Source organism: Myxococcus sp. AB036A (assembly GCF_006547355.1).
In the GTDB taxonomy this organism is placed as follows: Bacteria; Myxococcota; Myxococcia; order Myxococcales; family Myxococcaceae; genus Myxococcus; species Myxococcus virescens.
Genome location: NZ_VHLC01000081.1, coordinates 1 through 21,492 on the forward strand (window position 1 = coordinate 1; position 21,492 = coordinate 21,492).

General features: G+C 69.4%; 23 protein-coding genes. 11 read left to right on the plus strand and 12 right to left on the minus strand.

The features are described from left to right. On the minus strand, nt 1–655 hold a 655-nt coding region (locus FL344_RS27440), incomplete at its 3' end, for a YgcG family protein (protein ID WP_228565425.1). Between the two features lie 39 nt (nt 656–694). Continuing rightward, nucleotides 695–1,432: a DUF1428 domain-containing protein gene (locus tag FL344_RS27445; protein ID WP_141620618.1), complete on the minus strand. Its 738-nt coding sequence runs from the start codon at nt 1,430–1,432 to the stop codon at nt 695–697. A 69-nt stretch (nt 1,433–1,501) separates the two neighbouring features. On the opposite strand from FL344_RS27445, the gene FL344_RS27450 reads away from it, so the two are divergent. Both FL344_RS27450 and FL344_RS27455 read left to right on the plus strand, forming a co-directional pair. Beyond that, nucleotides 1,502–1,942: a MarR family winged helix-turn-helix transcriptional regulator gene (locus tag FL344_RS27450; protein WP_141620619.1), complete on the plus strand. Its 441-nt coding sequence runs from the start codon at nt 1,502–1,504 to the stop codon at nt 1,940–1,942. A gap of 120 nt (nt 1,943–2,062) precedes the next feature. Next, nucleotides 2,063–2,821, plus strand: coding sequence for a 2OG-Fe(II) oxygenase (locus FL344_RS27455; protein WP_141620620.1), 759 nt, complete (start codon nt 2,063–2,065; stop codon nt 2,819–2,821). A 49-nt stretch (nt 2,822–2,870) separates the two neighbouring features. Here FL344_RS27455 and FL344_RS27460 read toward each other — a convergent pair whose 3' ends face one another. Further along, nucleotides 2,871–4,067, minus strand: coding sequence for an acyltransferase (locus tag FL344_RS27460; protein ID WP_228565423.1), 1,197 nt, complete (start codon nt 4,065–4,067; stop codon nt 2,871–2,873). A 140-nt stretch (nt 4,068–4,207) separates the two neighbouring features. Here FL344_RS27460 and FL344_RS27465 point away from each other — a divergent pair, with 140 nt between their 5' ends. The 4 genes from FL344_RS27465 to FL344_RS27480 all read left to right on the plus strand — a co-directional run bounded on the left by FL344_RS27465 (nt 4,208) and on the right by FL344_RS27480 (nt 7,641). Continuing rightward, entirely contained in the window at nt 4,208–4,969 is a 762-nt protein-coding gene (locus FL344_RS27465) for a hypothetical protein (RefSeq protein ID WP_141620622.1), read from the plus strand. A 155-nt stretch (nt 4,970–5,124) separates the two neighbouring features. Next, nucleotides 5,125–6,036, plus strand: a complete 912-nt coding sequence (locus FL344_RS27470; RefSeq protein ID WP_141620623.1) for a macrolide 2'-phosphotransferase — start codon at nt 5,125–5,127, stop codon at nt 6,034–6,036. Between the two features lie 99 nt (nt 6,037–6,135). Beyond that, nucleotides 6,136–6,660: a cytochrome c-type biogenesis protein gene (locus FL344_RS27475; protein ID WP_141620624.1), complete on the plus strand. Its 525-nt coding sequence runs from the start codon at nt 6,136–6,138 to the stop codon at nt 6,658–6,660. A 12-nt stretch (nt 6,661–6,672) separates the two neighbouring features. Beyond that, the gene (locus FL344_RS27480; RefSeq protein WP_141594462.1) at nt 6,673–7,641 is read left to right on the plus strand and encodes a tetratricopeptide repeat protein; all 969 of its coding nucleotides are present in this window, start codon (nt 6,673–6,675) and stop codon (nt 7,639–7,641) included. 93 nt (nt 7,642–7,734) lie between these two features. Here FL344_RS27480 and FL344_RS27485 read toward each other — a convergent pair whose 3' ends face one another. The 9 genes from FL344_RS27485 to FL344_RS27525 form a co-directional block, all read right to left on the minus strand. Beyond that, nucleotides 7,735–8,937: a GNAT family N-acetyltransferase gene (locus tag FL344_RS27485; RefSeq protein ID WP_141594461.1), complete on the minus strand. Its 1,203-nt coding sequence runs from the start codon at nt 8,935–8,937 to the stop codon at nt 7,735–7,737. A 52-nt stretch (nt 8,938–8,989) separates the two neighbouring features. Then, entirely contained in the window at nt 8,990–10,159 is a 1,170-nt protein-coding gene (locus FL344_RS27490; protein WP_141594460.1) for a DegT/DnrJ/EryC1/StrS family aminotransferase, read from the minus strand. Next, on the minus strand, nt 10,156–11,274 hold the full coding sequence (locus FL344_RS27495; protein WP_194858710.1) for a GNAT family N-acetyltransferase: 1,119 nt from the start codon (nt 11,272–11,274) through the stop codon (nt 10,156–10,158). The genes FL344_RS27490 and FL344_RS27495 overlap by 4 nt, the downstream gene beginning before the upstream one ends. A gap of 39 nt (nt 11,275–11,313) precedes the next feature. Beyond that, nucleotides 11,314–12,393, minus strand: a complete 1,080-nt coding sequence (yvcK, locus tag FL344_RS27500) for a gluconeogenesis factor YvcK family protein (RefSeq protein WP_141620625.1) — start codon at nt 12,391–12,393, stop codon at nt 11,314–11,316. 93 nt (nt 12,394–12,486) lie between these two features. Then, nucleotides 12,487–13,854 (minus strand): polyisoprenyl-phosphate hexose-1-phosphate transferase ExoE, encoded by a 1,368-nt coding sequence (exoE, locus tag FL344_RS27505; protein ID WP_141593787.1) that lies wholly within the window; start codon nt 13,852–13,854, stop codon nt 12,487–12,489. A gap of 93 nt (nt 13,855–13,947) precedes the next feature. Beyond that, nucleotides 13,948–14,685 carry a CpsD/CapB family tyrosine-protein kinase gene (locus FL344_RS27510; RefSeq protein WP_090495130.1) on the minus strand — a complete coding sequence of 246 codons (738 nt, stop codon included), beginning with the start codon at nt 14,683–14,685 and terminating at the stop codon, nt 13,948–13,950. A gap of 29 nt (nt 14,686–14,714) precedes the next feature. After that, nucleotides 14,715–16,142, minus strand: a complete 1,428-nt coding sequence (locus FL344_RS27515; protein ID WP_141593789.1) for a Wzz/FepE/Etk N-terminal domain-containing protein — start codon at nt 16,140–16,142, stop codon at nt 14,715–14,717. A 14-nt stretch (nt 16,143–16,156) separates the two neighbouring features. Next, nucleotides 16,157–17,371: a hypothetical protein gene (locus FL344_RS27520; protein WP_141620626.1), complete on the minus strand. Its 1,215-nt coding sequence runs from the start codon at nt 17,369–17,371 to the stop codon at nt 16,157–16,159. After that, the gene (locus tag FL344_RS27525; RefSeq protein ID WP_090495137.1) at nt 17,368–17,940 is read right to left on the minus strand and encodes a polysaccharide biosynthesis/export family protein; all 573 of its coding nucleotides are present in this window, start codon (nt 17,938–17,940) and stop codon (nt 17,368–17,370) included. The genes FL344_RS27520 and FL344_RS27525 overlap by 4 nt, the downstream gene beginning before the upstream one ends. 373 nt (nt 17,941–18,313) lie before the next feature. Between FL344_RS27525 and FL344_RS27530 the strand changes: the two genes are divergently transcribed. From FL344_RS27530 to pheA, 5 genes are all read left to right on the plus strand, one after another. Continuing rightward, the gene (locus FL344_RS27530; protein WP_225888882.1) at nt 18,314–18,511 is read left to right on the plus strand and encodes a hypothetical protein; all 198 of its coding nucleotides are present in this window, start codon (nt 18,314–18,316) and stop codon (nt 18,509–18,511) included. A 91-nt stretch (nt 18,512–18,602) separates the two neighbouring features. Further along, nucleotides 18,603–19,031 carry an EVE domain-containing protein gene (locus FL344_RS27535; RefSeq protein ID WP_011553268.1) on the plus strand — a complete coding sequence of 143 codons (429 nt, stop codon included), beginning with the start codon at nt 18,603–18,605 and terminating at the stop codon, nt 19,029–19,031. Nucleotides 19,032–19,079: 48 nt separating this feature from the next. Beyond that, the gene (locus tag FL344_RS27540) at nt 19,080–19,535 is read left to right on the plus strand and encodes a GNAT family N-acetyltransferase (protein ID WP_141593792.1); all 456 of its coding nucleotides are present in this window, start codon (nt 19,080–19,082) and stop codon (nt 19,533–19,535) included. Beyond that, nucleotides 19,535–20,674 (plus strand): bifunctional chorismate mutase/prephenate dehydratase, encoded by a 1,140-nt coding sequence (locus tag FL344_RS27545; protein ID WP_141593793.1) that lies wholly within the window; start codon nt 19,535–19,537, stop codon nt 20,672–20,674. The genes FL344_RS27540 and FL344_RS27545 overlap by 1 nt, the downstream gene beginning before the upstream one ends. Continuing rightward, nucleotides 20,667–21,488, plus strand: coding sequence for a prephenate dehydratase (pheA, locus tag FL344_RS27550; RefSeq protein WP_141593794.1), 822 nt, complete (start codon nt 20,667–20,669; stop codon nt 21,486–21,488). The genes FL344_RS27545 and pheA overlap by 8 nt, the downstream gene beginning before the upstream one ends. Nucleotides 21,489–21,492 lie beyond the last annotated feature (4 nt).

The window sequence follows — 21,492 nt, forward strand, 5'->3', positions numbered from 1 at the left end:
CGGCCCCCACGAACCCCGCCCCTCCCGCCAGGGCGGGAACGTTCAGGTCACCTTCCGGCTCACTCGGTCCTTCAGACACGATGGTGACGGCGGAGTCCTCCGACCATGCGGACTCCTCGAGCCTGGGATCCCATGCCAATGCGGCCTCCTGGGCGTTGCGAGGCTGATTGAGCTCCGAGGTCACGATGAGCTGATGCAGCCCGCGTGCGCCTTCCAGCACCGCGTCGTCCGGACTGCCCCGTTTGAAGGCGGGAACCACGTCGTTCGCCATGATGGCGTCACTGCGCGCCTGCTCATTCGCGCCATCCACGCCATCACCCAGGATGATCTCCGCCGCGCGGTCCTCGAGCGCGATGAAGAGCAGCGCGCCGTCGTCACGACCGGCCGTGCCCAGCCCCCACCGATTGAAGAGCTCCAGCGCGAAGGCGCGTGGCGGCTGGCGTCCCGTCGTGTCGACCACCACCACCGCGAGCTGGCCTTGGCCATCACGGACCAAGGCATTGCCAAGCTGGTCCACCTCCGCCAGCGTCTGCGGCGTGAGTGTCCTGGTCGTGTCCACGGACCATGCGTTGGCCGCGAGCCGCGGCACTTCCTTCACCGTGACACCCAGGGCTGGAACGCCAAGGGCCCAACAAGTCAGGAACACCCAGCACATCCAAGTGCGCATGGGTGTCGACGCTAGCCCATTCAGGGTCTATGCGCCCGTGCCCATCGCCGCCGTCTCAACCAGCATCGGCACGAAACCGCCGTGGGACCTGCGGCCCTCGTCATAGGGCATGCTGCCCAGGTGCATGCGCGGATCAGCCATGGCCTTCCCCCACCCGGCGTCGCGCGCATCCTTCGACGGCCACTCAATCCAAGCGAAGACGACCTGCTCATCCGCGGTGGCCTTCACCGCGCCCTTGAAGTCAGTGACCTTCCCGGCGGGGACATCGTCTCCCCACGCGTCGACGACGCGCATGGCGCCATGCTCCAGCAGCACCGCCGCGAGACGGGACGCGATGGCATGGTAGGCCTCCTTGTTTCCAACCGGCACCGGCACGAGGGAGCCATCGACATAGCCGGGCCTGCCCGCTCCGGCCTCATGGAAGCTGGGAACGAAACCGCCGAAGATCATCCGCTTCCCATCGAAGGGCATGTTCGCGCCCATCGCCTCCATCCTTGGGTCACGCATTGCCTTCGCGTTCGCTTCGTCGCGCACCGCCTTGCTGGGGTACTCAATCCAGGAGAAGACGATGACCTCATCCGGCTCGGCCTTCACCGCGCGCCGCAGGTCGGTGACCTTGCCTTCAGGGACGTCGTCCCCCCAGCTCTCAACGAAGCGTGTCGCACCAAACTCCTTGTACAGCGGCGCGGCGGCACTAGCGATCTGCCGGTACGCCTCCTTGTTCGCCGAGGGGACTGCGATCACGAATCCGTCGATGTAGGCCATGGCAACTCTCCAGCGGGGGTACTCTTGCTTTGACAAGAAAGGTTGATACCAACATAATCACCCTTGTCAATGCCCAGAGCCGTCCCATTCGCCACGACGCTTCACGTCCGTGACCACTGCCTGTGCCTGGTGGTCCAGCAGGCCGCGCGCGCCCTGGCGCGGCGCTTCGATGAAGCCCTGCGCCCCGTGGGCCTCACGCATGGCCAGTTCTCACTGTTGATGTCGCTCAATCGCCCCCAGCCGCCGTCCATCGGCCCCGTCGCTGAGCTCCTGGCGATGGACCGGACCACGCTGACAGCCAACCTGAAGCCGCTCGAAAGGCGCGGGCTGGTAAAGACCACCGTCGACCCGGCCGACCGCCGCGGGCGATTGCTGACGCTGACAGACGCAGGGCTCCAGCTCCTTCATTCCGCGCTGCCCCACTGGGAGAGGATGAACGAGGAGACGGAGCGATTGCTGGCGCAAACCGATGTCGACGCCCTTCGGGCTGGGCTGCGGGCGCTCTCCTGAGTCCTCGCCCAGCCGCCGGAGCGATGATGCGCCCGGAGGCAGCGGCTCCAGACTCGGTCGCCTTCGCCAGGGTGCCCTGGCGCCGGCAGCGTGCGCCGCACGTTCTGCTATAGGGGGCCCGTGAGCATCGCGACCCACGAAGAAGGCCCGCTGCGAGGACCGAGCTTCTTTTTCAGCCGCACGGCGCTCCGCTCGCTCGCGCTGGCCCATCGCGCCAGCTACGGCGCGGCGCGGCCTCATCCCCACGCCGTCATCGATGGCTTCCTGGGGGGACCGCTGGCGTCCGAACTGGCTGCGGTCTTCCCGGGCGCGACCGAGGCAAGTTGGAAGCGACGCGACCACCCTGAACAGGCGGCGCGACTGGGACAGCTTCAGCGCAAGGCATTCGAAGACGTCCCCGGAGCGCTCCGGCACCTGCTTTCGGAGTTCTCCGGCATGGCGTTCATCGACTTCCTGGAGTCACTCACCGGGATACAAGGGCTCATCCCGGATCCGCACTTCCGAGGCGCCGGGCTGCACCTCACGTTGCGTGGGGGGCATCTGGCGCTGCACGCCGACTTCAACCGCGATCGCTTCCGCGCGCTCTCCCGCCGGCTCACCGTCCTCTACTACCTGAACCCCGGCTGGGAACCCGCCTGGGGAGGGGACCTCGAGCTGTGGAGCGCGGACCTCTCCCGGTGCGAGACGCGAATCGCCCCCCTCCTGGATCGCCTGGTCGTGATGGCCCACGGCGACGACCACTGGCACGGACACCCCACCGCGCTGGCGTGCCCCGAGGGACGAGGGCGCGCCGCGGTCGCGGCCTACTTCTACACCGCGGAGGAAGCCCCCAACGCGCCAGAGCCCCACAGCGCCATCTGGGCACCACCGCGCTCGTAGCGGGCACGCCGATACGCGGTACGGCGCTCGCCCGCGCTGGAGCCAATCCTCAAGCCGCGGGAGCCACGGCCTTCCCCGCGGCTTCCGGATGCGTGAAGCGGTCCTTGAGGCGCAGCAAGGGCTTCTCGAAGAAGCGCCACGAAACGAGCGCCAGCGCCAGCAGCACCGCGTACTCGAACAGGATGCCCACCGCGGTAGCGACGAAGGTCGAGGGAATGAAGCGGTAGAACAGCGGTCGAGTGTAAATGCCGCCAGCGGGGATGACGAGCGCATGGAACAGGTAGAGCCCGTAGCTCACCTGCCCCACGAAGCGCAGTGGCCGCCATTGCAACACGACCTGAAGCACCCTCGTGCGCCCGGAGAGCACCCATCCCAGCAGGCTGGCGAAGCCCACCGCCCAAAGCGTGTACAGGCCCGACACCAGCAGCACGCGGACCTGCGGGCCCCCCGGCCCCGTGAGCGCCGTTGCCATGTGAATGGCGGCGCCCTGGCCGAAGAAGACAAGGGACAACCCGCAGGCCACGAGCAACGCGGGCACCGCGAGCCGCGCGCCCCATCGTGACAGGCCGTCCGCCGTGGCGCGGCCATCCACCACGCCCAGCGCCAACAGTCCACCGAGCGCCAGTCCGTCCAGACGGAACAGCGTGAAGGTGTAGACCTGGATGGGCGCCGCGCCCTCCCACAGGGCCGCGAGGCGCGCCACGGGGGACAGCAGCACACACGCCCACAGGAGCGCGCGGAGCTGCCCGTTCCGGAGGAAGAACACTAGCAGCGGCCACACCAGGTAGAACTGCTCCTCGATGGCCAGGGACCACGTCACGTTGATGGGCGCGGGACCGAAGTCCGTCATCCAAAGGTTCTGGAGGTACAGCACGTAGGTCACCCAGGAGTAGCGCTGGGTATCGAAGGCCAGGGCCGGCAGCAGCCGCCCCAGGATGCCAAAGGAGAAGGCCAGCACCAGGAAGTACAGGGGCCAGATGCGCAGCGCCCGCCGCGCGTAGAAGGTACGGAAGTAGCCTCCACGCTCACGCGTCTGCACGAGGATGCGCGTAATCAGGAAGCCAGAGAGGACGAAGAAGAGGTCCACGCCCGCCCAACCCACCTGGAAGAGTGAGCCCAGCGACGCGCTGCGCAGCCCTGTCAGTGAGTGATAGGCAATTACCATCAGCACCGCCACGCCGCGCAGCCCGTCCAACGCGGGAAGGTACTCCGGCAGGTGCAGCGGCTCCGAGGGTTCGGTCTTCATCTCGGGGCGGACCATAGCTGGAAACGGTGGAGGCATCCCACCCGAGCCCTTCAGGACCTGTTCACCGAGGCAAATCCTCGCACGTCGCGGCAGGCAAGCACGTCAGGCCATGGCCTTGCAGTCGTCGTGGCACTTCCCATATGAAGCGCGCGCTCATGCTCCGATTCGTGGCAATCATTGCCCTCCTGACCACCACTCCTACGCTCGCGAACGAAGAGGCGGAAAGCCCCGCCCCCATCGCCGAGAGCGGCCCGACCCTCAGCCGAGAAGAGGCGCTGGAGCAATATGAGCTCCGGCACATCGGGTTCGATGAATACATCGCCGTGACGCTTTCGTATTCGCCACTGGCCGTCAGGAGCCCGCCGAGCCGCTGGACCGTCCCGTATGAGGGGAAATACAAGAAGCCACTGGAGGGCGAGGCGTTCTATCAGAAGCTCGGCCGAGACGACCTCGTTGCGGAGTATCAGTCGAGAAGCGCCACCAAGCTCACCCTGAAGATCGTCGGGGGCGTCGTGATGGTTGGCGGGCTCGTCTACGGCATCGCCACACCAGGCGTTCAGTCCGAAGACTGCGAGCTCGGCCCCGACTTCTCGGCCTGCATCGACCGCAACTTCGCGGCTGGCGACCGGAAGCGGAACATGTTCCTCGTGGGAATGGGCGTGAGCCTGGTGGGAGTAGGGCTGCTGGGGTGGGGCATCTTCTACAACCCCCATCCCATCGCCTCCAGCGAGGCCCGCGAACTGGCGGATGGCCACAACAAACGCCTTCGCCAGGAGTTGGGCCTGTCGGATGTCCCCGCGCCAGCCCCAGGCCCACGAAAGCGGCCATACGTCATCCAGGCCCGCCTGACGCCTGTCTTCGGCCCGAACTCCGGGGGACTGCTGGTGGACGGGCGCTTCTGATTCCCGGCCGCGATGTCAGGAAGCGTGCCCAGGCCGGGTCGGGGCGCCTCACGCCTGGCTCGCCGGAGCCCGTCTCCCCGGCGACCATGGTCCCCCCGAAGCCGTGGCCCGCGCGGCCAGCGTGATGACCGTGCAGGCCTGAAAGGACGCCCTGGATGCCCTCCGCCCCGAACGATGCCCCCCATCTTGTCGAGCTCGCCGGCCACCACGGACTGAAGCTCAAACCCGACACCCTGTCGGTCAACGAGGCCGGACTGGACTATCGCGTCGTGATGGCGCGCGACCTCGAAGACACCCAGTGGGTCCTCCGCATCCCCCGGCGTGAAGACGTCTCCGCGAAGCTCCCGGACGAGAAGAAGATTCTCGACTTCATCGGTCCCCGGCTCGGCGTGGCGGTGCCCAGGTGGCATGTCGCCCACCGGGACCTCATCGCCTATCCGGCGCTGCCGGGAAGGCCCGGGCTGACGCTGGACCCCGCCTCGGGCGAGCCCGTGTGGCACTTCGACCGCGAGTCCCCCGTCTATGCCCGCCAGTTCGGCCAGCTCCTGGCCCGGATGCATGCCATCGACGTCGAGGATGCCCGGCGAGCGGGCCTCATCGTCGAGACGCCCGATCAGGTCCGCGCCAACTGGGCCTCCGACATCGCTCGCATCAAGCAGGCCTTCGACGTGGCGCCCGCCCTCCTCCAGCGTTGGGAGCGCTGGCTGGGCGACGACTCCTACTGGCCCCGCTTCGTCACGCTGACGCACGGGGAGATGTACCCCGCCCATGTCCTGCTGGCGCCGGACGACACCATCACCGGCGTCCTCGATTGGACGACCGCGAAGGTAGGAGACCCGGCGCGCGACTTCATCTTCCAGAAGATGCTTGGTGTGGACGCCGCGTTCGAGGCCACCGTGGACGCCTATGTGAAGGCGGGCGGGCAGGTCCCAGACCGCCTGGGCGACCACTGTGTGGAACTGCTCGCGGCTTCACCCGCCGGCTATGCCCTCTTCGCGCTAACCACCGGCCTGCCAGAGCACCGGGCGGCCGCCCAGGCGCAGTTGAACCCCGAAGCGGCCATGTAGGCACAGCGGGCCGAGCGGCGGGCCAGCCCCCCGCCGCTCAGGTTTCACTGTCCAATCACGGCCTGGGGCGCTAGGTAGGGACGGCTCGATGGAGCTTCGATGACCGCTGCCCTCCTGTCCCTGTCCCTCGCCTTCACGCTCGTCACCGGCCAGTTCGCGCCCCAGCAGGCGGGAAGTGACCCGCTCGCGCCGGAGCTGGAGGCGCGTGCCCAGACGCTGGGCAAGCAGCTCCGGTGCGCCGTGTGCCAGGGACTGTCCGTGGCGGACAGCCCGTCCTCCATGGCGCGCGCCCAGCTCGACATGATTCGCGAGCTCGTCTCCGAGGGGAAGAGCGACGCCGAAATCGTCGAGTACTTCGTCGCCCGCTACGGTGAGTGGGTGCTGCTGTCCCCCCGCGCGGAAGGCTTCAACTGGTTCGTGTGGCTGGGCCCGGTGGGGCTCATCGCCGTGGGCGCCTTCGTCATCTGGCGGCAGCTCCAGCGCGGCGCAGGTACCCCGGAGCAGGCCCCGCCCGCGGCCACGACTTCGGAAGAAACGGCGGCCCCGGCCGCGCCCGCTGGAACGCCTCCAGCGGATGAAGAAGACCCGTACCTCCAGGCCGTGCGCCGGGAGCTCGAGCGCTAGGAGCGCCAGGCCATGCAGCCGCAGACGACGAATTGGTTGCCCGGAATCATCGTGCTCGCCGTCACCTTCGTGTTGGCGGCGGGCTGGATCCTCTTTCAGCGCCGCAAGGGCTCCCTTGCGTCAGCCGAGCCCCGCGACGGCGTGCTCGATGACCTGACCCAGCGCGCGCAGTCCCTCATCGACCAGCTCCGCGCGCTGGAAGCGGAGAAGCACAACCAGAGCGCCGAGCAGTATGCCGCCGAGAAGTCCCGCCTGGAGCGCGAAGCCGCCGGGGCGCTGCGCGCGAAGGACGAGCACCTCAAGCGCAAGGCCTCCAGCGAGGGCGCCCGCCCCCGTCCCCAGGCTCCGGCCCCCACCGGCTGGGCGTCTCGCAATCCGCAGCTGGTGGGCGCGCTGTGGGGCGCGGGCATCGTGGTGTTCTTTGGTGGGCTGGGCTACCTGCTCGTCTCCGAGCAGCAGACGCGCACCGACGGCATGGAGGCCACCGGCCGTATGCCCCCGGGCGGCGCCGCCGCGCAGCAGCAGGGCGCGGGCATGGACGACCCGATGCAGGAAGGCCCGGAGATGCAAGAGGCTCGCGCGCGGCTGAACGCCAACGCCGGAGATGTGGACGCGGCGGCGCTGCTGAGCCACGAGCTCATCCGCCGTCAGCAGTTCGACGAGGCCGTGAAGGTCACCGCGAAGGGCCTGGCTGCGGACCCCTTCAACGTCGAGCTGAAGGTCCACCGCGGCGTGCTTCGCGCCACCCAGGGCGACATGGCCGGCGCCGAGGCGGAGCTGACGGAGCTGGTGGACACCTGGCCGGACGCGCAGGAGGCGCTCATCTTCCTGGGCAGCCTTGCCCTGCGCCGCGGCGACAAGGCCGCCGCGCTGGCCCACTTCGAGCGGTTCTCCGTGGAAGTGCCGCGCAACATGCAGCCGCCGCAGCTCGGCCCTGCGATTGCCCAGCTTCGCGCGGAGGTCGCTGGCGACATGCCCTGACGCCCAGCCCCCCTGCCCTCATCGGCAAGCACCCGCGGCGCCGCCCCAACCACCCGGAGTGGTCGAGGCAGGCGCCGCTGGCGTTTTCGACGCTCAGTGCACCGCGGCCCGCCGACGGCGGAAGCGCCGCACCTTCTCCACCAGCGTGTCCGGCATCGCCGCCTTGGCGCCGTTGCGCAGCAGGCGCGCCAGGGATTCGGACTGGGAGAACCAGCGCCCCTCCCACGTCCCGGCATGGACCCGCACGGACAGCGTGCGCCGCTGCTTGGACACCCAGTCGGACTTGTACGTCTCAGTGCCCCGGAGGAAGTCGTACTCCGTCAGGCCGGCCTCCATCGCATCGCGGAACGTCTCGCCCACCAGCACCAGGCCCACACTGCGATTGCGCCACGCCGGGTCATAACCGGACTGGAAGTACACGAAGGTGTCGCGATGAAGGATGCCGTACACCGACGCCACGGCCTGGCCGCCCACCTTCATCGTGTAGAGGCGCAGCCGGCCCCGCTCCGCCAGGAACTGCGTGGCATCGCGGTGGAACGCCTCCACGCCCGAGCCCTTGATGCCCTGCGAGCCCCCATCCGCGGCCCATCGCGCCGAGTGCAGGCGGAAGAAGTCCGTCAGCGGCGCCGCCAGCTCGCCCGGGGCGTCCGTGCGCTCGATGCGGTAGCCCTCCTGCTTCGCCAGCCACTTGCGCCGCCGCAGGAAGTTGTCGCGGCGCCCCGTGCGCTTGAGGAACGCGTCGAAGGGCTCGCCCGGCGTCAGCGTGTCATACGGACACACATAGCGCGGCGCCACGCGGACGTCCTGCCTGGCGAAGGTCTCCCGGAGCACGTCCACGGTGGGCGAGTCCTCGCGCAGGTCCGACAAATCCAACACGTCCCATTCGTCGCGCAGCGCGTGCAGCATCCGCGCGAAGGCGCCGGCTACCTCGCGCTCACGGCCCCGCCGCGCCACGACGTCCAGGTAGTCGCTGCCGACGTGTGTCTCCCCCAGGAAGCTCAGCCGCCGCACCGGGATGCCCGTGACACCCAGGTACTCGACGCCCAGCGGCATCAGGCCCACCAGCGTGCCCGCCGCGTCGCGCGCGGTCAGCACCAGCGGGCGCCGGCCCGTGGCGATGCGCCGGCACCACGGGTATACCCACTCCCAGGCGTTGAAGGGCCCCGCGTCGCTCGCATCCATCAGCGCGGCCCATTCCTCCCGCATCCCCGCCAGCGTGGAGAGGCTGCCCACGGCGCCTACCTCCAACGGGTGCGCGGCCCACGCGCCCTGCGACAGCTCATCCTCCCGAATCAACGCCCGTCCTCCCGGAGAGGCAGCCGCCCCTCCCCTGTTCCCCGAATGAACTTCACCCCGCGCGCTTCTTCGACCGCTGGTCCGACTTCACGGCCTCGCGCACCGCCTGCGCCACGTCCGCCATGACCTCCGGCGTCAGGTCCTGGTGACACGGAATCTCCACGATGGAGCGACGCAGCTGCGCCACCTCCGGGAAGGCCGATGCGTCACAGGCCGGGTGGAAGCGCTTCCAGAAGTCGATGGCGTCGATTCCCTGCACGCGCAGCCGCGCCAGCACCTCCGCCTTGTCCTGCACCACCAGCGGGTAGAACAGCGGGCACGCGCCCGGCGGCAGCTGGTTGAACAGCGGCGCGGAGATGTCGCGCAGCCGGCCCAGCAGGAAGAAGTAGTTGCGGCGCCGCTGCTCGACGATGGATTCCAGGTCCTGGGCCAGGGCAATCCGCTTCGTCAGCGGGCTCATGCCCAGGTCCACGTGCTTGCGGTCGAAGTGCTGCGTCCCCGTGGCCACGCGCTCGATGCTGGCCGCCTTCACGGTGCCATGCCCCAGCGTGCGCACGGCGCTGCGCAGGGCCCGGCCGGCCAGGCCGCCGCGCAGCTCCAGGTTCTGCAGCAGCGCGGACACCGTGTGGCTGAAGGTGGACACGGACGGCGGCGCGGGCGGCTCCGGAAGGCTGTACTGGCGTGGGCCGTTGACGACCAGCGCGCCCCCATTGGGAACCGGAAGCGTCTTGTAGAGGCAGAAAATGCCCACATCTCCCGTCGTCCCCAGGGGCACCGCGCCGTCGGAGGACAGCAGCGACAGCGCGCAGTCCTCGATGAGGATGAGGCCGTGCTGGTCCGCCAGCTTGCGCATCTCCGCGACGGGGCCCGGGAAGCCCGCGTAGTGCGTCAGGTACAGGGCTCGCGTCTTCGGGCCGATGCGCCGGGCCACGTCGTCCAGGTCCACGTCCCAGCGGCTGCCCACGCGGTAGAAACGCGGTGTGGCGCCGGCGTCCACCAGTGCCTCCACCTCCACGCCGTGGTGGTAGGCGGGCATCAACACCTCGCCCGAATCCAGCCCCAGCATCTTCACCGTCAACCAGATGGCGTTGCGGGCGAAGTAGAAGTAGCGGACGTTGGGCGAGGAGAACGGCGGCAGCGCGCCGGGCTTCGGCCGAGACAGCAGCATGTGCGGCCACAGCGTGGGCAGTGACGGAACGAACAGCCGGCCAGAGTGCTTCATCGTCTCCATCGCGACACCACCTCTTTCACCGCGGGCCCCCACCGGAACTTGGCCGCACACAGCGCCTGGCCGAAGGGGGAGTCATTGAACACGTAGAGCCAGGTGTGGCGCCGGACCTCGTTCGTCCAGTCGCGCTTCCACACCATGTCGGGCCCCAGGAAGTCGAACTCGTGCAGGCCCCGGTCGATGCAGTTCCCGATGACCTCATCCACCAGGAGCTGGCCCGGGCTGCACTCACGCAGGCTTTCGTCGTAGCCGGGCTTCAGCAGGAAGTAGCGCCCGCCGTATTCCAGGCCGTACTGGAACGCCACCGGCCGTCCGTCCAGCCGCAGGAAGTACAGCGCCAGCCGCTGACGGTAGGCGGAGTCCCGCGCCAGCTCCGTGTAGAAGCCGCGCGTGCGAGCATCCTGCGCCATGGCCGTGCCGCGCGCGCCCTTCCAGCCGCTCTGCTCCAGCAAGAAGCCTTCCTCCAGCGCGCCCTCCAGGCCGAGCCCGCTGTCCACCCGCTCGAAGGTGAGCTGGCCCTTCTCCTCCAGCTTGCGGCGGCGGCGACGGCAGTTGGCCTTGAACTTCGACTGCAATGTCTTCTGCAAGGCATCGCGGGTCGCCGGCAGCGGCACATACGGGGAGCGCAGGGACTCCCACTCGCCCACGGGCAGGCCGGACTCGCGCGCCACCGCGTGCAGCCGCCAGGCGGCCCCACCGTCGGGGACATCCGTGAGCCGCAGCACATCCCAGCCACCGGCCGAGCGCAGGTGGGACACGAAGGCCGCCGCGGCGACCTCCGGTTCCTTCGCCACCAGGTCGAACCGGCAGGAGTGGGCGTTGGCCGCCGCGGACAGCTGCCGCGCCGGTACACCCAGCAGCGTCGTGCGCTCCTCCCACAGTGGGAGCACCGCGCCAAGGCTCCCGTCCGCGTCCCGCAGCGTCAGCACGCGCGGATTCACACCGGGTACGAAGTTGTCCATCCAGATGCGGATGAACTCATGCCGGTAGAACAGCTCGTTGGAGGTGGCCTCCACGAGCGCGTTCCACTCGGACTCCAGGGACATGAAGGCCGCGCGTCCCGTCACTTCCGTGACGCGCGGCGAGGCAGAAAGGTCTCTTGCTTCCATGAGGTGTCGGGTGCCCAAGGTGGTGATGAAGGTTCGCGGCTACAACCCGCTGCGGGCCATCTTCAGCAGGCAGGCGGCGACCTTGCGGCTGTCATGTCGAATCCTGGACCCTGCCTTGAGCAGGTCCGCCTGCACCGGCACCACGCCCGCGCCAATCAAGTCCCGCGGGTTGGCCGCCACCACGAACGAGCCGCGACGGGCATAGCGCCGGTTCGCCTCTTCCGTGGGAAGCGTGCCGTTGACGAGCACCGCGTCCAGCACCGGCCCCACGTGGTCCGTGACGGCCTGCACGTGGTCCAGGCAGGACATGCCGTCCGTCTCCCCCGGCTGCGTCATCAAGTTGGCCACCATGATTTTCAGCGCGCGCGTCTCCTTGAGCGCCTGGGCCACGCCGTCCACCAGCAGGTTGGGCAGCACGCTCGAGTACAGCGAGCCCGGGCCGATGGCGATGAGGTCCGCCGTGTAGATGGCCTCCAGCAGGCCCTCGGTGGGCGGCGGCGAGCGAGGACTCAGCGTGACGCGGCGCACCCGGCCGTGCGCGCGGCAGATGTTGCGCTCCCCCACCACCTCCGTGTCGTCATGCATCTGCGCCACCAGTTGCACGGACGCCAGCGTGGACGGAAGCACGTGGCCCCGGGCGCCCAGCAGCTCCCCGGACATGCGCACCGCCTCCATGAAGTCCCCCTTCAGCTCCGCGAGCGCGGCGATGAGCAGGTTGCCCACCGCGTGGCCCGCCAGGCCACGCGCCCCGCCGAAGCGGAACTGGAAGACGTCCTTGAGCGCGTTCTTGCCACCCGCTAGCGCCACCAGGCAGTTGCGGATGTCGCCCGGAGGCAGCGCGCCGTGTTGGCGCCGCAGACGGCCCGAGCTGCCGCCGTCGTCGCTCATGGCCACCACCGCGGTGATGTCGATGCCCGGCTCCCGGGCCTTCGGTGTCGCGCGCCGGGCCAGGCCGCGCAGCACCATGGGCAACCCCGTGCCTCCGCCGATGGCGACGATGCGCGTCGGCCGGTCCACCTGCCCGTGCAGCACCTCGTTGCCCTGGCGCTCCAGCTCCAGCCTGCGACGGGCCTCCGCCCACTCCGCGGGCAGCGGCGCTTCCATGTCCATTCCCACCATGACGCTTACCCCCATCCACGACGCCCCAGCCCGCCTCCCCAGGCGGACCCACCTCCCGGCCTCCCACAGCGGAGGCCGGAAAAGCGAAATGCCCTACCGCGCCCCACGACCGAGAAGCACATGCCTCACGGTGTGGAAGATGATTCCCACGTCCAGGAACAGCGAACCGTTCTTCACGTAGTACAGGTCGAACTCCAGCTTGTTCCGCGCATCCTCCACCGACGCGCCGTAGGGGTAGCGAATCTGAGCCCACCCCGTCAGGCCTGGCTTGACGGCCTCCCGCAGGCCGTAGAACGGAATCTGCTGCTTCAACTGCTCGACGAACACTGGCCTCTCGGGGCGGGGCCCCACGAAACTCATGTCTCCCGTCAGGATGTTGAAGACCTGGGGAATCTCGTCGATGCGCGTGCGGCGGATGAAGCGGCCCACCCGCGTGACACGGTCATCGTTCGCCTTCGCCCACACCGCGCCATCCTTCTCCGCGTCCGTGCGCATGCTGCGGAACTTCCACAGGTGATACGTGCTCCCGAACAGCCCGGTCCTTTCCTGCCGGTAGAAGATGGGTCCCTTCGAATCCAGCTTGATGGCCACCGCGACCAGCAACAGGAAGGGCGCGGACAGGAGTAGCAGGAGGGATGCCACCGCGATGTCGAAGCCCCGCTTCAGCGTGCGGCGCAGCGGGGACACGGTGAGCTCGTCCGCGAAGGCGAAGTCGCTCGCCCTCAGGAACTGCACCGGAATCCGGCGCAGCACCCGCTCGCAGAAGCCCGTGGCCTCATACACCCGCCGGCCCTGGAGCCGGCAGCGCAGCAGGCCGTCCACCCAGTTGGCCCCGCGCATGTCATCCGCGGCTTGCACGACATAGGCCGCGTTCAGCCGGGCCGCCGTCTGCTCCAGCGCCTCGCCCGAGGTGCGGGGGTCCGTCAGGCCCACGATGCGGTAGGTGCCCTCTCCGCCCGCTTCAATCGCGCTGGCCACCGCGCGCGCCTTGGGCCCTTCTCCGACGATGAGCACCGAGTGCGGCGCTCCCACCAGGGCGCGGATGGACACCCGCACCATCAACGTCCCGGCCAGGGCGCCCATGGCTCCGCCCAGCAGCGTGCCGGGCGGAAGCTGCATGGGCACCACCAGCGGGGTGACGAGCATGACGCCGCCCGCCACCATCGCCGTGACACCCGCGGCCTTGAGGAACCGGTATCCCCGCACCCGGTCCTCCGCGGCCACACGGAGGTCATACAAATCCAACAGATACAGCGTGAACTGGAAGGTGACGACGAACGCCGCGCCCATCCACAGCAGCGTGGGCCACAGCTGCGACAGCGGCGTGTGTGTCCCTTCAGGCGCGAAGAGTGCCGCGCAGGCCGCCGCGCCCATCACGCAGGCCAACGCGATTGCCGAACTCTCGGCGAGGAAGAACGTCAGTTTCTTTGCAGAAAAATAATGGTGAAAAACGCGGAGCACGTGCCCCTCCAACCTACCCGCCCGACCCTCTTCCACCACCGGCCCCGCCCCCTGTCACCAGGAGGCGGGAACCGGAACCAAAGCCCCCCTCCGCTACCTCTTCTCGTAGTTCTTCAGATACGGCGCCGAGTGGACCTCCGCGCCATTCAGCACGCACCCGACGATGGGCGCGCCGCCCAGGCTCTCCACCGCCTGGTGCACCGCCTTGCCCGACGTCACGTTGGCGCGGATGACCATCAGCACGCCGTCCGCCTGATGGCCCAGGATGGCCGCGTCCGCGAAGGGCAGCGTGGGCGGCATGTCGACGTAGACTTCGTCGAAGCCCTCACGCACCGCCTTGAGGAACTGCTTCATCCGGCCGCTCGCCAGCACCTGCGCGGTGTCCTCGGGCGTGACGCCCGCGGGGATGAGGGCCAGGCGCGTGGAGTTGAACCGCCGCACCACGTCCCGCACCTCACAGTCCCCCGCCAGCAGCTCCGCCAGGCCCGTCTTGTTGCGCATGCCCAGCGTGGCCGCCACGCCGCCCCGGCGCAGGTCCGCATCCACCAGCAGGATGCGGCGCTCCGGGTTCGCCCGGGCCGCGGCGAGCGCCAGGTTGACGCTCGTCACCGTCTTGCCTTCCCCAGGCATCGCCGAGGTGAGCGCGACGACCTTCATCGGCCGCAGGTCCCGCATCCGCTCGAGCCTGTAATAAAGACTCCGGTATTGCTCCGCCGCGGCCGATGCCGGCGCCGTCAGCGTCACCACCCGGCGGTCCACCGCGTTGCCGCCCGTCGGGTTGTCATCCACTCGGGGGAGGAAGTTGCCCGCCCGCTCCATCGTCTGATCCATGTCCGTCCTCCGTCCTTTTCCGGCGCGACTCAGTTCAACGACGTGGGGTTAGACACGCTGTTTCGAGCCCCCGAAGCCGGCATCAGAATCCGCCGCTCCGTCTTGCCCTGCATTTCCGGGACCACGGCGAGCACCGGCAGCGTCAGGCGCTGGCGAACCTCGGTGCCATCGCGCAGGCTGTCGTCACGCATCTCCAGCACCGCCCCCGTCAGCACGCCCAGGCCCAGGGCCAGGAGGAAGACGATGAGCATGCCCGCCATGCGGTCCGGCCGGGCCGGGGTCGCCGGCACGCCCGCCGGGGAGATGACGTTGAACAGGCTCTTGGCGCTCTTGGCCTCCAGCTCCTGCGCGATCTCCGCCTCCACCTTGCGGCTCACCACGCTCTGGTACTTGGTGCGCGCGATTTCGTAGTCGCGGTTCATCACCGCCAGCTCGTGCGCCCAGCGCGGGGTGTTGTTCAGCCGGCCCTGGTACGCCTCGGCCTGCTTCTGGAGGTCCTGAATCTCCTGCTGGATGTTGCCAATCAGCGTGGCCACGCGGGTGCGCTCGGCGCGCTCGGCCCACAGCCGCCCTTCAGCCTCCTTGCGACGAGCCGTCATGCCGTCCAGCTCCGTCTGGAGGCGCTTCACCTCCGGGTGGTCCTCCGTCCAGGTGGTGCGAGCGTTGACCAGGGAACGGGTGAGCCCGTTCTCCGCGGCCTCGAGCCGGCCCGCCTCGCTGTCCACCGCGTTGCGCGCGCGGGCCAGGTCGGAGCGGCGGCCCTCGGCGACACGCAGCTCCTCCGACTTCGTCTGGAGCTGGTGCGACACGCGCTCCAGGCCGCGCATGTTCATCTCCATCTGCTCGGGCAGCTCGCCCAGGTGGTCCACCTTGAACTGGGAGATCTTCGCCTCCCAGTTGCTGACCGCCTTGCCCAGCTGAACCATCTCCTCGTTGAAGAGGTCGGTGGCGCGCGCCGCCTGCGCCTGACGAATCTTCAGCGTCTCATCGGAGAAGATGGTCGGCAGGCGGTTGGCCACCTGCGCCGCCACCTGCGGGTCGCGGTTGGCGTAGGTGAGCTCGAAGGCCGTCTCACCCTCCACGCGCACCGTGAGGTCCTTGCGCATCTGTGCGACGGCGGCCTCCATGCCCTTCTCCGAAACGATGTCCGGATAGAGGTTCATCTCCTCGATGGCCTTCTGAAGCACCGGACGCGCCAGCAGCTCCTGGCGAACGGTGAGCAGCCGCTGCTCGATGATTTCGCTCACCGTGCGCTGCACCATCTCCTCACCCGGCCGCTGCGGCTCCACGCGGACCACCACTGAAGCCTCGTACATGCTCGGCCGGGTCATCACGATGGCTGCGCCCACCACGAAGACCACTGCTGCGATGGCACCGACCAGGGCCTTGCGCCGCCACAGGGCTCCCAGAAGCTGGTCTGCCGTCATCCCTCGCTCCATGTTCCGCTCCTCCTCCATCCCACGCGCTGTAGCTACCAAGGCGTCACCACCAGACGGACGGCGAACACATTGCGCGTCAGGTCCACCGCGCTCGCCGAATCCGCCAGCCCAACCTGAGCGATTCGATCCACCGCACCCTGCGCCGACAGGCGCCGGTCAATGCGGTACTCCACACCACCACTCACCGCGTAGCCCTGCGACACCCGCGGCGCTCCTCTGAACACGGCCCAGTCCAGCGACGGGGCCTGCCCGTTGCGGAAGAAGCTGGCCGCGCCAAATAGCGAGAACTTCTGGGTGAACCGGCGCGCCAACATCACCGACGCGTAGTCCGCCCACAACGCGTTGGTGAAGCCGTTCGCGCCCACCAGGTCGTGTCCCGTCGACACGCCCACGTCGAACATCTCCCCTTCGCGCTGCAGCTCCACATTCACGCGCGGAACCCAGCCACCCTGCTGGCCCACCGGCGCCAGGTACCGCACGGGGCCCGCCCGCACGGTGAAGGTGGTAGGCCGCGTCAGCCGATACCGCAACCCCAGCGCCGCGCCGTGCGACTGGCTCAGCGCCCCCTCATAGAGGAAGCCCTGGTACCGGTACTCCAAGCCCAGGCTGAGCCGGCGCGTGGCGCGGTACCAGCCTTCGATGGAGGGCGTGTGCGCGTACCCCGCGCGCTGCCCCACGTCGATGATGCGCACCGCCTCGAAGCGGTAGCCCGCGCGCACGTCCAGCCGCTCCGCCATGCGGTTCGTCACGCCCAGCGTCGCCTGCGTGAAGAACGTGGGCAGCGTGGAGCGCGCCAGGCCGTCACGCGGCAGCGAGCTGGGGTCCGTGACACGGAACACCCGGATCGCCGTGTCCAGCCGCAGGCGACGCGTCATCTGGTGCCGGGCCTCCAGACCGCCCCGGTGGTCCAGCGTCGTCCTGCCCGACCCATGCCGCATCAGCAGGTCGGCCGCGTAGAAGCTGTCCAGCGTGAGCCGCGCGTCCTTCGCCTCCAGTCCCAGCCGCGGCGTCACCTTCGTCATCAACTGGCCGGCGCCGCCACCGCCCAGTCGCAGGTCGTCGTCGAACCGCTCCTCGGCCGTCAGCCGAAGCCGGGGTTCCCATATCGTCGCGGCCTGCGCGGCAGGCGCACCGAACATGAGGCCCGCGAGTAGCCACTTCTTCCAGTTGCCCTTCACCGTCGCCCTCCGTCCCGCACGCCCACCACCGCCCACGTCCACGACGCCCACTGCGTCACCACCCCTCACGGAACGACGACGGTGTCACCCGGCCGGAGCATGACCTCGTGTCCGCCATCCGGAGAGATGAGGTCGCTGTAGCGCACCGGAATCTGTCCGCCCTTGCTGTCGGTGCGGATAACCACGATGCCGTCCGAGTTGGCGAAGTCCGTGAAGCCGCCCGCCAGCGCGATGGCCTGCAGCAGCGACACGCGGCCGCGCAGCGGATAGGCGCCCGGGTGGGCCACTTCGCCGGTGACGAACACGCGGCTGCTGTTCACCTCGCGGACAATCACCGTCACGCGCGGCTCCTGCACGTACGGCTGGAAGGCCTCCTTCAGGGATTCGGCCAGCTCCGTGGGCGTCTTGCCCGCGGCGTGGACCTCGCCCACCATGGGCATGGAGATGTAGCCATCCGGACGGACCGGCAGCGTCCGGGACAGCTCCGCGTCACGCCACACCGCGATGTCCAGCACGTCCTCGCGGCCAATCCGGTAGGGCTGCTCCGTGTTGTCCACCGTCACCTTCGGCTGGTGCGCGCAGCCCCCCAGGAGCATCACGCCCAACACCGTCCAGAACCCCGCGCTCGTCTTGCCCATCGTCAGCTCTCCCTCAAAAGCGTGTGTCGCGCTCCCGGCCCTACCGCAGCCGGACGTTGCTTCCGGCGGCGTTGCCTTAGCAGCGCGTGTGCCACGTACTGGAGGGAGGGAAAGCCCTTGGATCGCAGTGGGTTACGAAGTGCCCTCCTGGGAGACCCCATGGGGTTCGGGAAATTTTTCCGGCATCGTACCCGCGTCGCACCCGGTGCTTTCTTCAGACATTGCGCTGATCAGGGAACGACTTTGCCCTCCGCGGCCCCTCCCGCTTCCCACTTCCCGGGGCTGGAGGCTGGCACGCGTCTTGGATTGAAGTTCGCGCGAGGCAATGAATTCCACAACGCGTGATGAGTTCGCGAGAACGGGGGATGGTCGGATGAGGAAGGCGGCTGGGGCGGTGGCGGCGTCGTTCGCGATGGGCACCGGAGCCATGACCCTGATGGGTGTGGCCTTCGCAACGCAGATGGAGGCCGCGGTGGTCGCGGTGGTGGGCCTTGCGTTGTACGCGAGCAGCGCGCTGCTCACGAACAAGGCGCCGGCGACGGCGGCCACCAGCGTCGCGAAGCAGGCGTAGTCCGGATGTACCGAAAGAGGCCGGGCGCCCGCGCGTGGCGCCGGCCTCTTTCGTTTGGCGCGCGTGGTTTCGGACAATAAGGTGCGCCGCCATGGCCAAGCCACAGTACTGGCTCATCAAGAGCGAGCCCTCCGTCTACGCCTACGCCCAGTTGGAGAAGGACGGGAAGACGGAGTGGACCGGCGTGCGCAACTTCGAGGCGCGCAACAACATCCGGGCGATGAAGCCCGGGGACCTCTGCCTCTACTACCACTCCAACGAGGACAAGGCCGTGGTGGGCGTGGCCCAGGTGCTCACGCCGCCGGGACCGGACTCCACCGTGCCCGATGAGGACTGGGCCGCCACCTTCATGGGGCCTGTCGTCCCCTTCACGCAGCCGGTGGACCTGGCCACCATCAAGGCCACCGCCGCACTGAAGGACTTTCCGCTCGTCACCCGCGGCCGGCTGAGCGTGGCCCCCGTCACCGCCACCCACTTCAAGCAGGTGTTGAAGATGGGGAAGACAGTGCTACCGAAGTAGTACGGTGACGCTGGTGGGGCGCCACCCCCGAAGGCATACTCCGGCGCCGTGAGTGCCACTGACATCCGCAAGATTCCGGCTCAGGAGACGCGCGGTCTCCGCCGCGCCATCCTCCGTCCCAACCAGCCTCCGGAGATGGCCGTCTATCCCGGAGATGACGACGCGGACACGCTCCACCTGGGCGTCTATACGGAGGGCCGCCTGGTGGGCGTGGCCTCCCTGTATCGGGAGCCGCCGCCGGACGCGCTGCGCGCCACCACGGCCTGGCGCCTGCGAGGCATGGCGGTGGACGCCACCCTGCGTGGGCACGGCCATGGCGCCGCCCTCCTGAAGGCCTGCATGGAGCACGCGACGCGGCAGGGCGGTTCCCAGGTGTGGTGCAACGCGCGGATGACGGCCTCCGGGTTCTACCGCGCGCAGGGCTTCGCGCAGCGAGGCGAGCCCTTCGACCTGCCCGGCATCGGCCCGCACCACCTCATGTGGCGCAACCTCGGAAATTCCTGATGACCACCCTCCCCGACCTCGACCTCATCCGGACCTCCATCGAGCGCATCGACGAGGAGATCCTCGATGCCCTCCGCCGCCGGATGGCACTGGCGGACGACGTCGCCCGGGCGAAGCTGGCCGCCGCAGCGCCCTTCCGGGACCAGCGCCGCGAGGACCTGCTCCTGCGCCGCATCCGCACCCGCGCCGCGGAGCACGGCCTGGACCCGCACGAGGTGGAGCGCATCTGGCGGCTCTTCATCGACATGTCCGTGGCCCGGCAGCACGAGCTCGTCACCCGCCTGGACACCACGCCCCTGCGCGTGGCCTACCCTGGCGTGGAGGGCTCCTACAGCCACCTGGCCGCGCGCCGCCGCTACGGGCACCGCACGGGCGGCGTGCTGCTGTCCGGCTTCGACCATGCGCGCGAGGCCGTGGAGGCGCTCCGCCGCGGCGAGCAGGACCTGGTGCTGCTGCCCATCGAGAACACCACCGCGGGCAGCATGAACGAGACGTATGACCTGCTCGCCGAGGGCGGCGTGGTCATCACCGCGGAGCTGGTCAGCCAGGTGGACCACCGCCTGCTGGGCCTGCCGGGCGCGAAGCTGGAGGGCCTGCGGGAGGTGCTGTCCCATCCGCAGGCGCTGGCGCAGTGTGAGACGTTCCTCCGGGAGAAGGTGCCCTGGGCCCGCGCGGTGCCGGACGTGGACACCGGCGGCGCGGCGCAGAAGGTCCGCGAGCGCAACGACGCGTCGGTGGCGGCCATCGCCAGCGAGACGGCGGCGCAGCGCTTCGGCCTGGAGGTGCTCGCGGGCGATTTGCAGCCGGCCTTCGACTACACGCGCTTCGTGGAGGTGGGCCGCGAGGCCACGCCCCTGGCGCCCGGCGTGCCGTGCAAGACGTCCCTGCTGGTGGTGCTGGAGCACAAGCCCGGCACGCTGGGAGAGATGCTCCAGCGGCTCACCCTGCGCGGCGTGAACCTGAGCAAGCTGGAGTCGCGCCCCATCCCGGGCCAGCCGTGGCAGTACCGCTTCTACCTGGACGTGGAGGGCCACGCCGCCTCCGCGGCGGTGACGGCGGCGCTGGACGACATCCGTCCGCTCACCTCGTCGCTGCGCGTGCTGGGGACGTATGCGCGCGCGGAGTCGCCTCATGCCTGAGTCGCCGCGTCGCATCGCCTTCCAGGGCGAGCCTGGCGCCTACGGAGAAGAGGCCCTGCGCGCGCTGCATGGCGCCGACGTGGAGGCCGTCCCCTGCCTCACCTTCCGCGCCGTCTTCGAAGCCGTGGCCGAAGGCCGCGTGCACGGCGGCGTCGTGCCGGTGGAGAGCTCGCTGGGCGGGCCCGTGGCGGAGACGGTGGACCTGCTGCTGGAGCATGACGTGCCGGCGTCGGGCGAACTGTCCCTGCGCATCCGCCACTGCCTGCTGGCCCCACCGGGCCTGGCACTGGACGACATCCAGCAGGCCCTCTCCCACCCGCAGGCCCTGGCGCAGTGCGCGGGCTACCTGCGCCGGCGGGGCATCACTCCGCTGCCGGAGGCGAACACCGCCATCGCCGCGCGAAAGGTGGCGGAGGAGAGGCCTCCGCACACGGCCGCCATCGCCAGCCGCATGTCCGCGGACCTGTACGGACTGGCCGTGCTGGAGGAAGGCGTGGAGGACTCGCCGGACAACTTCACGCGCTTCATCGCCCTGGGGCCCGCGCCCGAACGGACGTGGACGCGGCGGAAGACGGCGCTGGCCTTCACCGTGGAGAACGGGCCGGGCGCGCTGTTCCGCGTGATGAGTGCCTTCTCCTCGCGCGGCCTCAACGTGGCGCGGCTGGAGTCCCGGCCGCAGCGCCGCGCCTGGGAGTACGTGTGGTGCCTGGACGTGGACGGCGCGCTGGAGGACCCGCGGGTGCGCGAGGCGGTGGCCGCGGCCCAGGCCGCCTGCGTCACCCTGCGGGTGCTCGGAAGCTACGGCGTGGTGTGAGGCG